Raw genomic sequence first — 14,941 nt, 5'->3', positions numbered from 1 at the left:
ACGATCAGAATTATGGTATCATGATGAAAAATTTACAATAAAAGGATGAATGATGTTGACAAAAAGAGTGGCTTTATCTTGGAGCGGCGGGAAAGACAGCTGTTTGGCACTTGATAAATTGACTAAACAAGGGGTGGAGGTCGCCTGTTTAATAACAACGGTTCCGATTGAAATAGGTAGAACCTTTGGACATGGAGAGAAGATGGAATTGGTTAATCTTCAAGCGAAAGCTTTAGATATTCCGGTAGAATTTATCTCCTGCACCTTTGAAGATTATACAAACAGCTTTGCTAATGCTTTGAAAAGTTATAAACATCAATATCAATTGGATGGGATTGCCTTTGGTGACTTATATTTAGAAGAGCACCGGGAGTGGGGAGAACAATTGGCGAAGGATACATCACTGGAACCAATTTATCCATTATGGGGAAGAAAAGAAGATGCTCTTCACCTTCTAGCTACCTTTGTTCAATCAGGCTATAAGGCGACTGTCATTCGAGTCCGTGAAGATGTGCTTGATATAACATGGCTTGGGAGACAGCTAGATACAGCTTTCATTCATGATATGATGACAAAGGATTGTTGTCCGATGGGGGAATCTGGCGAATACCATACATTTGTTTCAGATGGTCCACTATTTCACGCGAAAATTGAACTTGAACAGCCAGAGATCATCAAGTTTGAAACAACACAAAAATATGAGTTTCAAAAAATTAAGCTAATTCAAAAAGAATAAGAGGGGCATAGCTATATGAGCAAACTATTTGGCCATCAATATGACCTTTTTCCTTTTGAAGTTTTTTCTGTATCTCATTTTTTAATGATTGCTATATTTTTTTGCGGATCTGTAGTTCTCTATAGGTTTCGAGACTCTTTTAGGAAATATGACCAAGAGGCAAGGGGCAGTATGTTTTTTGTCCTTTTCTTATTAGAAACCTTGTATCATTTTTGGTTATATAAGGATGGCTATTGGGATATTTCATTTACTTTACCGCTTCAGCTTTGTTCGCTTAGTCTCGTATTATGTTTAATTTTACTATCAACAAGAGCGCAATTTATTTTTCAGATTGTCTATTTTATCGGTATTACAGGTGCCTTTATGGCCATTTTAACACCTGAATTATTTCTAGGGTTTCCACATTTCCGATTTTTTCAATTTTTCATTACTCATATGTTTATTATTTGGACTTGTCTATATTTTGTGTTCGTCCATAAATTTAAACCGACAAGAAAGGGTCTTTTTGCCTCATTTTTATTTTTGAATGGGAGCGCGGGAGCTGCGTTTATAGCAAATAAGCTTACAGGCGGAAATTATATGTTTCTTGCTCATAAACCAAGCAATGGTTCTTTATTAGATTATTTTGGTCCTTTTCCTTATTATATATTGACATTAGAAGCAGTTGCTTTCTTCCTGTTTTTCCTTCTGCTAATCCCTTTCGCTTTGAAAAATAGAATTTCAAGGAAATTATATGACAAATAACCTTAACGATTGAATTTTTCTTATATAAACGATAATGTGAAGATACATAAGTAAAGCAGGAGTAGGTGGCAGCGATGAAAAGGTTTTTTACAATTGGTATGGCTGGACATATCGATCATGGAAAAACGACGTTAACAAAAGCTTTAACAAATGTGGATACAGATCGATTAAAGGAGGAGAAGGAACGTCAAATCTCTATTGAACTTGGGTTCGCACCTCTTTATGAAGATGAAGAAATCCAAATTTCTGTTGTGGATGTACCAGGTCATGAACGGTTTATTCGTCAAATGATTGCTGGTGTGGCAGGCATTGATTTAGTTGTTCTTGTTGTCGCAGCCGATGAAGGGGTTATGCCCCAAACAAGAGAGCATTTACATATTTTAGGGTTATTAGGTGTTCAGAATGGAATTGTCGCCATTACAAAAATTGACCGTGTAGAGGAAGAATTTATCGATTTAGTGAAGGATGACATTTTAGAAGAATTAAAGGGGACTGTATTTGAACAGTCACCCTTTATCCTAGTTGATAGTCTTTCATTAAAAGGGATAGATGATCTGAAGAATATGATAACCAATACACTCAAACTGCTGGAAACAAGGGATGTTAGAGGGGCTTTTCGGCTGCCAATTGACCAGGTCTTTACTATTAAGGGACAGGGCACAGTTGTTAGGGGTACAGTCTATGAGGGTTCAATAGAAGAAGGACAAGCATTAATGGTGATGCCAAAAGGGCTGGAAACACGTGCGAGGCAGCTTCAAGTTCATCATCAGCCTGCTGGACAGGCATTTGCTGGTCAGCGGGTGGCAATCAATCTTTCTGGTATTTCAAAGGAGAATATTGAACGAGGAGATGTCCTTGTGTCTTCAGAACATTTTATTATCACACGGACAATTGATGTTGCCCTAAAGGTTGCCGAAGATTTAGATTATATGGTTAAACAGAGAATGCCAATTAAATGTCATATTGGTACTGCAGAAGTGATGGGACGAATTGTGTTTTTTGACCGGAATGAAATAAAAGATGAAAATAGTGAAATTCTTTGTCAAATCCGGTTAGATGAGGAGATTGTTACAAAGCGTGGTGATCGCTTCATTTTAAGACGGCCAAGTCCTCAAGAAACAATCGGAGGCGGCTGGGTCATCGATCCAAGAGGTGAGAAATATCGTTTTGGCCATAAAACAATTGAAGAATTAGCAAAGAAAAAAGAAGGCAGCCCGAAGGAAAGAATGATGGCTGCTATATCTGAAGCGAAATGCTTGACGCTAACAGAGTTAATAACAAGAACTTCACTTGATGAATCAGAATTAAAGCCAATTTTAAGTGAGGATGACGAGTTCATTTATTTTAATGGGAAGGGATATACTCTATCCTCTATAAAAGACTTTATTGAAGAAGATATGTATGACCGCATGAAGGATTTTCATCATGATAATCCGATGAAGCCAGGTGAAAATAAAGCAGCATTATTACAGCCTATGCAAAAGATGTACCCGAAACAGCTTTTGGAATATGTTTTAGAACAGGCAATTGAATCTTCACTTTTCTATAAGAGGGGGCAATACATTCATCTTCGTGATTTTAAGCCTCATATTCCTTCGAATTGGGAAAAAAGAACAGATGGCTTGCTTGAACAACTAAAAAGTGACAGGTTAAAAGTGAGATATATAAGTGACTATTTTACAAAAGCAGGCATACCGAATCAGCTAGAACCTGACATAATGAGATTTTTAGTAGATGAACTAGAGATTGTGCCACTTGATGATCAATATTATTGGCATAGTGAACACTTTAAACATGCGGTCGAAATGTTGAAGAATCATACTGGTTTGGAGTTTGATGTTGGTGAAGCAAAAGAAGTTCTTGATCTCTCACGAAAGTATATGATTCCGTTTTTGGAACGATTAGATGCGATGGGTTTAACAAAAAGAATCGAGAATAAGAGGATATGGATAGAAAAGTAAATAGGTAGAATTAGAAGCCAAAAAAATTTTCCAAATGGCTTCTTTTTTTAAAATTTTTTTTGCTTCTTAGGTGGAGGCGCTTATTGCTGAAGCAAAAAAGTATATCGGAGTTCCTTACAAATGGGGGGGAAGTACACCAGCAGCATTTGACAGTAGCGGCTATTTAAACTAAGTGTTTAATAATGTTGGCATTTCTATACCAAGGACGGTTTCTTCTATTTGGAATGCAACGAAACCAGTTTCAACACCGCAAGTGGGGGATATTGTATTCTTTAACACAAGTTCAGGTCCAACACATGCGGGCATTTATTTAGGAAACAATCAATTTATTCACTCTGGATCATCTACTGGCGTAACGATAAGTGATATGAATGTATCATATTGGACAACTCGTTACATTGGGGCGAGAACGGCTTTATAAGCATAAATATAACAAAGCCTCTAGTTATGGAGGCTTTGTTGAATTTTATAGAACCATTTCAGACTGTACATAATGGAATAGCAATTTTGCTGTATTCTCGATCGATTTTTTATGAGTTCTTTCAAAAGCATGGGATGAATCAATCCCTGGTCCGATTAAGCCATGAACGATGTCATGTCCTGCACGAATGGCTGCTGAAGCATCTGAGCCATAGTAGGGATAAATATCAAGCTTATATTCAATTTGATGATCCTTTGCTAGTTGCACTAATTTTTTTCGTAATTCATAATGGTAAGGTCCACTTGCATCCTTTACACAGATCGATACAGTATACTCATCAGTTGCTTGCCCGTCTCCCATGGCTCCCATATCCACAGCTAAATACTCAACCGTTTCAGGAGTAATATTTGAGTTCCCGCCATAGCCAATTTCTTCATTGTTAGAAATAAGAAAATGCGTAGTATATGGAAGCTCCTTGTTCTCTAATTTTATTTGCTTTATTAACTGCAATATTATTGCAACACTTGCTTTATCATCAAGATGACGAGATTTGATATAGCCGGAAGGCGTCATCTGTACACGTGGGTCAAAGGATACAAAGTCACCAACCTCTATCCCAAGAGCTCGTGCGTCTTCTGCACTATTAACGACCTCATCTATACGAACTTCCATATTGTCCTGATTTCTTTCTGCTTTTCCAGCATCCTTATACACATGAACAGAAGTTTGGTGCATCAATATTGTTCCAGTATATTTTTTTCCTTCAGATGTTTCAATCTCACAGTATTCGCCTTCAATGGAGTTGTATTTAAAGCCGCCAATTAGATCAAGTTTAAGTCTGCCGCTCGGTTTTATTTCCTTAACAATTGCTCCAAGTGTATCCACATGGGCCGTAAGGAGCCGGTGTTTTTTGTCACTTTTGCCACGAAGAGTTGCGATTATTCCCCCTTTACGATTTCTGCACGTTTCTACATCTAATTCTCTCAAGTATTGTTCTACAAATGAGATCACCTTTGTCGTATTTCCTGAAGGGCTTGGGATAGAAACTAATTCTTTTAAGAGCTGAAGTGTTTCATCAGTATTTGGATATGCCATATGTAAATCTCCTCTCTTTTAAAATAACGTACCCATTCATTATTATAATTCTTTCTAGGTGCACATGAAATAAAAACAAAGAGAGACCATATGATAGGTCTCTCGCCAATGGCTATTTCTTTATGAGTGATTTTATCCCGTGATATAATAATACGAATGAGAATACAACGATCGCAATTCCTCCAACAATATCGAAAAAGTTTGCAATTCCTGGTGTAATAATTGCAGATGTTGGTACGTTTATCAGTGCGAATCCTGACAATATGGAGGCTAAATAAAGTAAAATTAATTGTAGCATATATATGTCCCTCCCTTCTCTATACACTATGATAGAGGGGGAATTCTTGCTTCATCTAATGTCCATATAATCTTAAAAAATTGAGGGGATATTGTCCATTTTTGTAGGAATTAGGGGGGAATTGGCTAAATTTTTGTTATGGTTTTTAGTTTTCAATCGCGAAATTCTATGATATATTAGATAACATCGTTCAACTCCCTAATAAAAATTTGATGTTCAATAGAAAAATTATGTGAACTTAGCGCTTGCTAAGTTTTTCTGGTTTTTTAAATGTGTGAGGTGTGAATTATGAAAAAACTTTTTTCATCTATAAAAGATAAAATGAAAGGAAACTTGCCGCTTTTCTTTCTAGTTGTTATTTTATTTTGGCTAAAAACTTATGCAGCATATCGAATTGAATTTAATTTAGGAATTGATAATAAAATGCAGGAGTTTTTATTATTTATCAATCCTTTAAGTTCAGCTCTTTTATTCTTTGGATTGGCATTGTTATTTAAAGGGAAAATTCAATCAACCGTATTAATTTTAATGAACTTTTTACTTTCATTTGTGTTGTATGCAAATATCGCTTATTATCGCTTTTTCAACGACTTTATTACTGTTCCAGTCGTTATGCAAACGAAAGTAAATGGGGCACAATTGGGAGAGAGTGCACTATCTTTAATGTCTCCACTTGATATTTTCTACTTTACGGATACCATTTTGCTTATCCTTTTCGTAGCAAAGAAATGGTACAACCCAGGAAAATTAGTAAGCAGAAAACCAGGAGCAGTTGTAATCCTTGCTGCGGTAGCGACTTTTATGCTGAATCTTGGACTTGCGGAAAAGGATCGCCCTGAGCTATTAACACGTTCATTTGACAGAAATTATCTTGTTAAATACTTAGGTGCTTATAATTTCTCTGTGTATGATGTCATTCAAAATGCGCGTTCTGCCAGTCAAAGAGCATTGGCAGACTCTAATGATATTACCGAAGTTGAAAACTATATTAAGGCGAATTATGCTGCACCAAATCCTGAATACTTCGGGAAAGCGAAGGGAATGAATGTCATTTATGTTTCAATGGAGTCATTGCAAACATTTATGATTGATTACCAGCTCAATGGTCAAGAGGTTACCCCTTTCTTGAATTCATTAGCACACGATGGGAAAACTTTTTACTTCAATAATATTATTAACCAAACAGGTCAAGGGAAAACATCTGATGCCGAGTTTATAATGGATAACTCATTATATCCGATGTCACAAGGTGCGGTTTATGTAAATAAGGCACAAAATACGTATCAAGCGTCTCCTGCAATTCTGAAATCACGAGGTTATACATCTGCTGTATTCCATGGGAACTACAAAACGTTCTGGAATCGCAATGAAATGTACCGTTCATTAGGGTATGATGAGTTTTTTGATGCAGAATATTATAATATGACTGATGAAAACACAAAAAATTATGGTTTAAAAGATAAACCGTTTTTTGCTGAATCCATGCCAATGTTAGAAAGTCTGCCACAGCCTTTCTATACAAAGTTTATTACATTGTCAAATCACTTCCCATTTAAAATGGATGAAGGCGATACAGATTTTCCCGCAGCAGAAACAGATGACAATGTTGTCAATCAGTATTTCCAATCGGCGAACTATATGGACCAAGCATTAGAGCAATTCTTTAATGATTTGAAGACATCTGGATTGTACGACAATACGGTTGTTGTTTTATATGGCGACCATTACGGAATATCAGAAAACCATAATAAAGCAATGGAAGAAATCATCGGCAAGGAAATTACTCCATTCGATAATGCTATGCTCCAGCGAGTACCAGTATTTATTCATGTACCAGGAGTTGATGGGGGCTTAGTGAATAAAGTCGGCGGTCAAGTTGATGTTCAGCCTACTCTAATGCATTTACTAGGAATAGATACGAAAGATTATTTGACAGTAGGCTCTGATCTTTTATCAAAAAATCATCGTGAAGTTGTTCCATTCCGAAATGGCGATTTTATTTCTCCAGAAGTTTCTCAGATAGGGGAAAAATGTTATTCTACTGAAACAGGAGAGCTAGTAGAAGGAGCAGGGTGCGAGTCATTAGCTGAGAAGGCAAGTACTGAGCTGCAAATGTCTGATGAAATTGTTTACAAAGACTTGCTCCGGTTCTATAAACCTGATGGATATGAGCCGATTAATCGTAATGATTATCAATATATAAAGAAGGATATTCCTATTACGGAAGAAAGAAACGGTCTTGGCACACAGCAATAAAGGTAATCAATAAACGCATATAAACTTGCGGCACCTCCTGGTACGATCAATGTATCAATTTAAGGAGGTGCTTTTCTTATGCCGCAAAATTCCTCCTATAAAAACTAGACCCAACGGACAAATAAAAATAGAATTTATAGTTTTCATGAATTTAGAGCACACCCTTTTTAGATGGTCGGATTGCTTTAGGCAGATAATGAAAAAGAACAAAAGAAGATATCTTTCATATAGTATATAGATATTGTTTATTTGAACGACATTGTTTAAATGAGGTTTAGAACTCTTGACATACTATGAAAGGAGTGTTTCTTCATTGAAAGGGGTTATTCTTGCTGGCGGCTCTGGTTCCCGTTTGAAACCATTTACTCAAGTATTCAATAAACATCTGTTGCCTGTTGGCCAGTACCCGATGATATATTGGCCCATTTTGAAATTAAAGGAAGCAGGGATCAATGAAATTTTAATTATAACAAATCCTAAAGATATTCCTTCCTTTATTGAGATATTAGGATACGGGGAAAACCTAAATGTAGAGCTTCGTTATCAAATTCAGCCTAATGTAGGTGGGGGAATTGCAGACGCTTTATTAGGTGCACGCCATTTTATAAATAAAGAAAAGTTTATTGTTATTCTTGGCGATAATATTTTTGAGGATTCATTAACACCTTATGTTCATACATTTAAAGAACAGGAGAAAGGTGCAAGAGTCCTTCTTAAAGAAGTCAAAGACCCAACCAGATATGGGGTGCCATATATAGACCCGATCAAAAAATTAATTCTCTCCATCATTGAAAAACCAGTTCATCCCCCTTCATCCTATTGTGTAACTGGAATTTATATGTATGACCATGAAGTTTTTCAGTACATTGATGCTGCTCAGCCCTCCGACAGAAACGAACTTGAAATTACAGATGTCAACAATATGTACATTAAAAATAAACAACTTGAATACGATATTTTAAAAGGCTGGTGGATTGATGCGGGGACTCATGAATCACTATTTAAAGCTTTTCAATATGTAAACACTAACCCGATTGGGGAGAACAATAAATGAACAACCACCTCCTAATCACTGGCGGAGCTGGCTTTATTGGAGCGAATTTTATTTCTTACTTGCTTAAATCTTCAAATTACTATATTACTAATGTTGATTCTCTGACCTATGCCAGTAATACGGAAGCCATCAAACGATTTGAAAAATCGAGTCAATATCAGTTTCTTCATCGTGATATTGGCAACGAGCAAGATCTGGATGCGATATTTGACCAAAAATATGCAGCAATCATCAACTTTGCTGCTGAATCACATGTGGATCGAAGCATTGTAGACGCGGCTCCATTTATTCGTACGAATATTAATGGCACATTTAACCTTTTACAAGCAGTATTAAACGGAAAAGCAATGAAAATGATTCAAATTTCCACAGATGAAGTATATGGTTCCCTACAATTAACAGATCCTCCATTTACAGAAGAGACTCCTATTGCGCCTAATAATCCTTATTCGGCTTCGAAAGCAAGCGCTGATTTGCTCGTTAGATCCTACTTTAATACACATCAGCTTCCATTAACCATCACACGCTGCAGCAATAATTATGGACCATTTCAAAATGCAGAAAAATTTATACCTAAAGTTATTTCAAACGCACTAAAAAACATTGATATCCCAGTATACGGCGATGGGTTAAACATCCGTGACTGGATTTATGTGGAGGATCACTGCCGAGCGATAAAATTGGTACTTGAAAATGGTGTTCCTGGAGAAGTGTACAACATTGGAGGCAGTGAAGAAAAAACAAATTTAGAAGTTATTCAACTCATCCTTAAAAAGCTGAAGAAAAGTGATGATCTCATACATTTTATTGAAGATCGGAAAGGCCATGACCGAAGATATTCAATGGATTCTGGGAAAATAGCAAGTAAGTTAGGATGGAAGGCACTCGTCTCTTTCTCCGAAGGAATAGATAGAACAATAGATTGGTACAAAAAACAGGAGAACGACAGCAGGTGATCAATTGAATATTTTAATAACTGGAGCTCATGGACAATTAGGAAAAGAATTAGAGAAACAATTATGCACATCCCATTCTGTCATTGGCTTAGGAAAAAAGGATTTGGATATTACAAACAAAATTCAAGTTGATCACTTAATATCTCATTATAAACCGCAATTAATCATTCATGCTGCTGCTTTTACAGCTGTAGATCAATGCGAAATTGAACCAAAAAAAGCAATGGAAGTTAATGCTCTCGGCACACAATATATCGCACATGCAGCCAATAAAATTCAGGCTCGACTGTTTTATATTAGTTCAGATTATGTGTTCGACGGAAAGAAAAACAAGCCTTATACCGAAGAAGATGAGCCGAACCCTCAATCCATATATGGTCTGAGCAAGTGGCTGGGCGAGCAATTAACACGTCATTGCTATCATTCAACAATTATTCGCACATCCTGGCTTTACGGGCATGGGGGGAATAATTTTGTTAAGACAATGTTAAACCTTTCTAAGAAAGGGAAGGAAATTAAGGTTGTTAATGACCAGTTAGGATCACCAACCTATGTGAATGACCTCACTGAAATGATTATTCAATTAATGGATAAAAAAAATGGAATTTACCATATAAGCAATTCAGGCTCGTGTACATGGAATGAATTTGCAAGGGCTATTTTTGAGGAAGCAGGGGTTAATCCCGACTTAGTTCTTCCTATTACAACAGGCGAATATAAAGCTCTTGCCCCGAGGCCGCAATTTTCGGTATTCAGTCATCAAGCTTTGCTGAGAGAAGAAATTGCGCGTCCTAGACTGTGGAAAGAAGCTCTAAAAGAATTTATTCGAAAGGAGACTAGTCAGTGATTGAAGGAGTGAAGATAAAAAAGCTTGTCAAACATTGTGATGACCGGGGATTTTTCGCTGAGCTTGTTCGTGATGATGAACCTGATTTATTGTCGAGGTTCGGGCAGGCTTCTTGGTCTATGAGCTATCCAGGTGTCATTAAAGCCTTTCACTATCACGAAAAGCAAGATGATTTATGGTTTTTTCCTTCAGGCAATGCCCAAGTTGTTCTACATGATTTGAGAGATAGCTCGTCTACAAAAGGAAAAACAGATGTTTATTATTTAGGAGAAGAAAATCCAATCATGCTCCTGATCCCTAAAGGAATCGCACACGGATACCGAGTTTTAGGCGAAAAGCCTGCAACCATTATCTACTTTACAACCAAATCATACGATAGCAAGAACCCTGATGAGAAAAGAATCGAGTGGAATGATCCATCCATTGGCTTTAACTGGGACACGAAATTTCGTTAATAATTAATTTGATGCATTGCCTGTCAATGGTGATAATTTTTGGCAACAATCACCATTGGCTTTTTTCTGTTTCCTTTTTTCAGAAAATAGGAAGTAACATTTTTTTAAATACAGACAAGCATACAAGAGAATTAACATTAAATGAATATAATTTAATACCTCATGAAAGGATGTGAATTTATGTCAAATTTTCACACAAACAATTGTAGTTGTTTTTGTAATCCTTGTGTTTGCGCGATGCAAAAAATACCAGGAGTAATAGGAAATGGAGGAGCAAGAGGGTTACGCGGAATGCAAGGACCACCAGGACCACCGGGGCCTACTGGAGCACCAGGACCAGCTGGAATACCAGGAACACCAGGAATCCCTGGAGCTGGCGCAATTCTCCCATTTGCATCAGGTCTTCCAGTTTCACTATCTACGGTTCTAGGCGGTGTAGCTTCTACTCAAGGCCTAATCGGGTTTGGATCTTCAGGTACAACACTAAGTGTTTTAGGAGGACCAATAGATCTTACAGGTGCTGGAGGAACACTTCAGAACTTGGCATTTTCCGTGCCACGAGCTGGGATCATTACATCTATGTCAGCATTTTTTAGTGTTTTTTTAGGTGTTGACCTTGGAGCTTCTACAGTAACGATTAGAGCACAGCTATATCGATCAGATTCCCCGCTAAGCAATGTCTTTAATCCAATTCCTGGAGCCATCGTTACACTAGATCCTGCTCTCAGTGGTGCCATTGTCTTAGGTAATACTACCGCAGGAAATACTCCTGGCTTGGCTATTCCAGTTGTACAAGGAGAACGCTTATTAATGGTATTTAGTGCACTAGCAACCGGCGGTATACCAATTGCTGTAACTTTTGCAGGATACGCAAGTGCAGGAGTTGCCATCAATTAACTTGTTCCATAATGTTTTTTCATTTTCCGTAGATGCGAATCTACGGTTTTTTGTTCTGTATTCATTTGAGCTTAAAATAATGGCTGCTAAAAAATAAATAAAATGGGCAGATGTTGAATATATTTGATGATGAAAAGATATCACAGGAAAAATAATCTTAGATGAAGAGAAGGGGATTCATTTGAGGGAGGACGTAAAAATGACAAATAGAAACCCGCCTAAAGAAAGGCAAATTGTCTGTTATGTTGTTAATGAGCTTCAGCTTGCTCAGGTTGCTAAAATATGTAACGATTATGGAATATATTCCATCATTAAAATAAAACCCTACGTTGACATTTCACAGTTGAAAAAGGCGTTAAAAGTTAAAATGAAGGATAGATTATACGATCCTTGCCCATGCGGGAAAGGCGGGAAGTTTAAGTTTTGCTGTTATAATAAGGAAGTTAATATTGAGTTAAAATGAATATACCTATTAATCAGAATGAAGTATTTCAAGAATCGAAGTTTGCTATAAAGGATAAAAACAAACGTTTCTTGCTCATTTAAAAAAATAGAATTCATGATTTTTTAATGTCAATTTATTATGTGTCACAAAGTAGGATCGGGCATATTTTATGCTCGGTCTTTTCAATGTTTTCAGCCTGTCCGATTATTAAAATAGATTATTTTGATCCCTAGGTATTCATCTATACACCTAAAGTTTTATTCTCATATAATACCTCAATATTATTTATTACCCTTAGAAATTTCATTGAAAGGAATTTAAGATTCAAACATAAGCTATTGGACAAACATACAAGAATGGAAATAGATTAAGACTATTAATTAGAATCTTAATAAATAGTAAATATTTGTTCACCGATTTTTCGTAACTGGCATATTTATTTAATAGCCTTCATGGGAAATTGACTTTAGAAAAAGGTTGTGTGTACAAATGAATTTGTCTGGAAAAACAATTTTAGTAACAGGTGGAACAGGTTCATTTGGGAAGAAGTTTGTAGCTAGGGTTTTAAAGGAAAATATAAAAAAAGTGATTGTGCTAAGCAGAGATGAATTAAAGCAATATGAAATGGCAAATATTTATACAGATAAGAGAATTCGTTATTTTCTAGGGGATGTTAGAGATAAAGAAAGGTTAATTCGAGCATTTAGTGGAGTAGACATAGTTATTCATGCTGCTGCATTAAAACATGTTGGTTCATGTGAATATAATCCATTTGAGGCAGTCAAAACAAACATTCATGGCGCACAGAATGTAATTGAAGCTGCAATTGATTGTAATGTTAAACGTGTTATCGCTTTGAGTACAGATAAAGCGGTTAGTCCAATTAATTTATATGGCGCAACAAAATTGGCTTCAGATAAGTTATTTATTGCTGCCAATTCTTATGTTGGAAACAAGGATCTTAGATTTTCAGTCGTCCGTTATGGAAACGTAGTGGGGAGTAGAGGAAGTGTAATTCCATATTTTTTAAAGATGAAAAAAACGGGAAAAATCCCAATAACGGATGAACGTATGACTAGGTTTTGGATAACACTAGATCAAGGTGTTCAGTTTGTACTTGATAATATTAGTCGAATGAAGGGTGGAGAAATATTTGTTCCAAAAATTCCAAGTATGAAAATTACTGATTTGGCAAAAGCAATTGCCCCTGATTGTACTATCGAGATTATTGGGGTTCGCCCGGGAGAGAAGCTTCATGAGGTAATGATTACGGAAGATGATGCTCGACATACTATAGAGAATAAAGATTTCTATATCATTCAACCAGAATTCACATGGTGGGAGAACAAGGGGACAATGGAGGGGAATATAATTCCAGAAGGCTTTAGCTATACAAGTAATAGAAATGAAAACTGGTTAACTATTGATGAGTTGAAAAAATTAGTTTATGAATAGGATAAGTCATTTAATAATAACAATTTATTAATCTAGGAAATATATTTTTTTATGGAAGGGAGTTTATTAATTGAATCATAAACCAGTTAGACCTACCTACCTTCCTTATGCAAGTCAATCGATTGATAATGATGATATTGAAGCAGTGCTTAAAGTTCTAAAAAATGACTACTTAACTACAGGTCCTACTGTTCAAGAGTTTGAAAGGAAAATTGCAGATTATGTCGGAGTAAAATATGCAGTAACATTTTCAAGTGGGACTGCAGCTCTCCATGGTGCATGTTTTGCAGCAGAAATAGCGGAAGGTGATGAAGTAATAACAACGCCGATGACGTTTGCTGCAAGTGCTAACTGTATATTGTATCAGGATGGGAAGCCTGTTTTTGCGGATATAGATGAGCTTACCTATAATATTAACCCTGCTAAAGTTGAACATTTAGTTACTGAGAAAACAAAAGCAATCATCCCTGTTGACTTTACAGGTCAACCAGTAGATTTAGACGAAATTTTGCGTATAGCAAAAAAATATAACTTAGTAGTTATCGAAGATGCCGCACATGCATTAGGCGCTGTATATAATGGCAGAAAAATAGGTTCAATTAGTGATATGACAATGTTTAGTTTTCATCCAGTAAAACATATTACAACTGGTGAAGGGGGGGTAATAACAACTAATAAAAAAGTTTATTATGATAAGTTAATTCAATTTAGAAGTCATGGGATCACTCGAAATCCAGATTTGCTATATAATAATGAGGGTTCTTGGTATTATGAAATGCACTTTTTAGGTTATAACTATCGAATGACTGATATTCAGGCTGCGCTTGGCATAAGTCAATTAAAAAAAATAGGTGTGTTAATCAATCAAAGAAAAACTTATGTTTCTATGTATAATGAGGCTTTTAGGGATATGGAACAAGTCAATATCCCCTTTCAGAAGGAACAAAGAGAATCAAGTTGGCATTTATATATTTTAAGCCTTAACTTAGAAAAATTAGAAAAAGGAAGAAATGATATTTTTAATGAATTAATTAAAGAAAATATTGGAGTAAATTTGCATTACATTCCTGTATATTATCACCCTTATTATAAACAATTAGGTTATAAACAAGGAATATGTCCGATTTCAGAAAAGCTTTATCAACGTTTTATTACTTTACCTTTGTTTTCTTCTATGACAAGGGAAGATGTTAAAGACGTCATTAAAGCGGTTAAAAAGGTTATATTATAAATTAAATCTATGAATTGAAAAATATAAAGTTAATTGTTTTGGTGAACCTTAATTAACGAGGATAATTAAGAAAAAAGGCCAGGAAGTAAT

Annotated in this window: 14 protein-coding genes and 1 pseudogene; 13 read left to right on the top strand and 2 right to left on the bottom strand. The window is 35.9% G+C overall.

Translation table 11 applies throughout. From position 1 onward, the window contains the following. Positions 1-52 precede the first annotated feature (52 nt). The 4 genes and pseudogenes from FI644_RS23750 to FI644_RS23735 form a co-directional block, all read left to right on the top strand. Complete coding sequence (locus tag FI644_RS23750; protein WP_380000629.1) at positions 53-736, top strand: Dph6-related ATP pyrophosphatase; 684 nt, start codon at positions 53-55, stop codon at positions 734-736. A gap of 15 nt (positions 737-751) precedes the next feature. Next, complete coding sequence (locus tag FI644_RS23745; RefSeq protein WP_053475819.1) at positions 752-1,480, top strand: YwaF family protein; 729 nt, start codon at positions 752-754, stop codon at positions 1,478-1,480. 74 nt (positions 1,481-1,554) lie between these two features. After that, on the top strand, positions 1,555-3,441 hold the full coding sequence (gene selB, locus FI644_RS23740; protein ID WP_075209139.1) for a selenocysteine-specific translation elongation factor: 1,887 nt from the start codon (positions 1,555-1,557) through the stop codon (positions 3,439-3,441). Between the two features lie 76 nt (positions 3,442-3,517). Next, a pseudogene (locus tag FI644_RS23735) lies at positions 3,518-3,862 on the top strand (C40 family peptidase); the annotation flags it as partial. A 45-nt stretch (positions 3,863-3,907) separates the two neighbouring features. Here FI644_RS23735 and FI644_RS23730 read toward each other — a convergent pair. Together FI644_RS23730 and FI644_RS23725 are read right to left on the bottom strand one after the other, a co-directional pair. Next, on the bottom strand, positions 3,908-4,957 hold the full coding sequence (locus FI644_RS23730; protein WP_053475820.1) for a M42 family metallopeptidase: 1,050 nt from the start codon (positions 4,955-4,957) through the stop codon (positions 3,908-3,910). A gap of 112 nt (positions 4,958-5,069) precedes the next feature. Continuing rightward, positions 5,070-5,255, bottom strand: a complete 186-nt coding sequence (locus tag FI644_RS23725; RefSeq protein WP_053475821.1) for a hypothetical protein — start codon at positions 5,253-5,255, stop codon at positions 5,070-5,072. Between the two features lie 321 nt (positions 5,256-5,576). On the opposite strand from FI644_RS23725, the gene ltaS reads away from it, so the two are divergent. The 9 genes from ltaS to pseC all read left to right on the top strand — a co-directional run bounded on the left by ltaS (position 5,577) and on the right by pseC (position 14,851). Further along, entirely contained in the window at positions 5,577-7,511 is a 1,935-nt protein-coding gene (gene ltaS / locus FI644_RS23720) for a lipoteichoic acid synthase (protein ID WP_380000648.1), read from the top strand. Between the two features lie 313 nt (positions 7,512-7,824). Continuing rightward, positions 7,825-8,565, top strand: coding sequence for a sugar phosphate nucleotidyltransferase (locus tag FI644_RS23715; RefSeq protein ID WP_053475823.1), 741 nt, complete (start codon positions 7,825-7,827; stop codon positions 8,563-8,565). Next, on the top strand, positions 8,562-9,521 hold the full coding sequence (rfbB, locus tag FI644_RS23710) for a dTDP-glucose 4,6-dehydratase (protein ID WP_053475824.1): 960 nt from the start codon (positions 8,562-8,564) through the stop codon (positions 9,519-9,521). The genes FI644_RS23715 and rfbB overlap by 4 nt, the downstream gene beginning before the upstream one ends. A 4-nt stretch (positions 9,522-9,525) precedes the next feature. Next, positions 9,526-10,368 (top strand): dTDP-4-dehydrorhamnose reductase, encoded by an 843-nt coding sequence (gene rfbD / locus FI644_RS23705; protein WP_053475825.1) that lies wholly within the window; start codon positions 9,526-9,528, stop codon positions 10,366-10,368. Further along, positions 10,365-10,823 carry a dTDP-4-dehydrorhamnose 3,5-epimerase family protein gene (locus FI644_RS23700; protein ID WP_053475826.1) on the top strand — a complete coding sequence of 153 codons (459 nt, stop codon included), beginning with the start codon at positions 10,365-10,367 and terminating at the stop codon, positions 10,821-10,823. Before rfbD ends, FI644_RS23700 begins: the two co-directional genes overlap by 4 nt. Before the next feature lie 237 nt (positions 10,824-11,060). Beyond that, complete coding sequence (locus FI644_RS23695) at positions 11,061-11,720, top strand: exosporium glycoprotein BclB-related protein (RefSeq protein WP_181758147.1); 660 nt, start codon at positions 11,061-11,063, stop codon at positions 11,718-11,720. A gap of 199 nt (positions 11,721-11,919) precedes the next feature. Continuing rightward, on the top strand, positions 11,920-12,183 hold the full coding sequence (locus FI644_RS23690; RefSeq protein ID WP_053475828.1) for a hypothetical protein: 264 nt from the start codon (positions 11,920-11,922) through the stop codon (positions 12,181-12,183). Between the two features lie 471 nt (positions 12,184-12,654). Then, positions 12,655-13,620 (top strand): UDP-N-acetylglucosamine 4,6-dehydratase (inverting), encoded by a 966-nt coding sequence (gene pseB, locus FI644_RS23685; RefSeq protein ID WP_053475829.1) that lies wholly within the window; start codon positions 12,655-12,657, stop codon positions 13,618-13,620. Between the two features lie 70 nt (positions 13,621-13,690). Then, positions 13,691-14,851: a UDP-4-amino-4,6-dideoxy-N-acetyl-beta-L-altrosamine transaminase gene (pseC, locus tag FI644_RS23680; RefSeq protein WP_053475830.1), complete on the top strand. Its 1,161-nt coding sequence runs from the start codon at positions 13,691-13,693 to the stop codon at positions 14,849-14,851. Positions 14,852-14,941: the final 90 nt, after the last annotated feature.

This window comes from Cytobacillus solani (assembly GCF_006704205.1).
Taxonomy (GTDB): domain Bacteria; phylum Bacillota; class Bacilli; order Bacillales; family Cytobacillaceae; genus Cytobacillus; species Cytobacillus solani.
The sequence above is the reverse complement of the archived record's forward strand: the minus strand, read 5'-3'. Positions and strand labels throughout refer to the sequence as shown.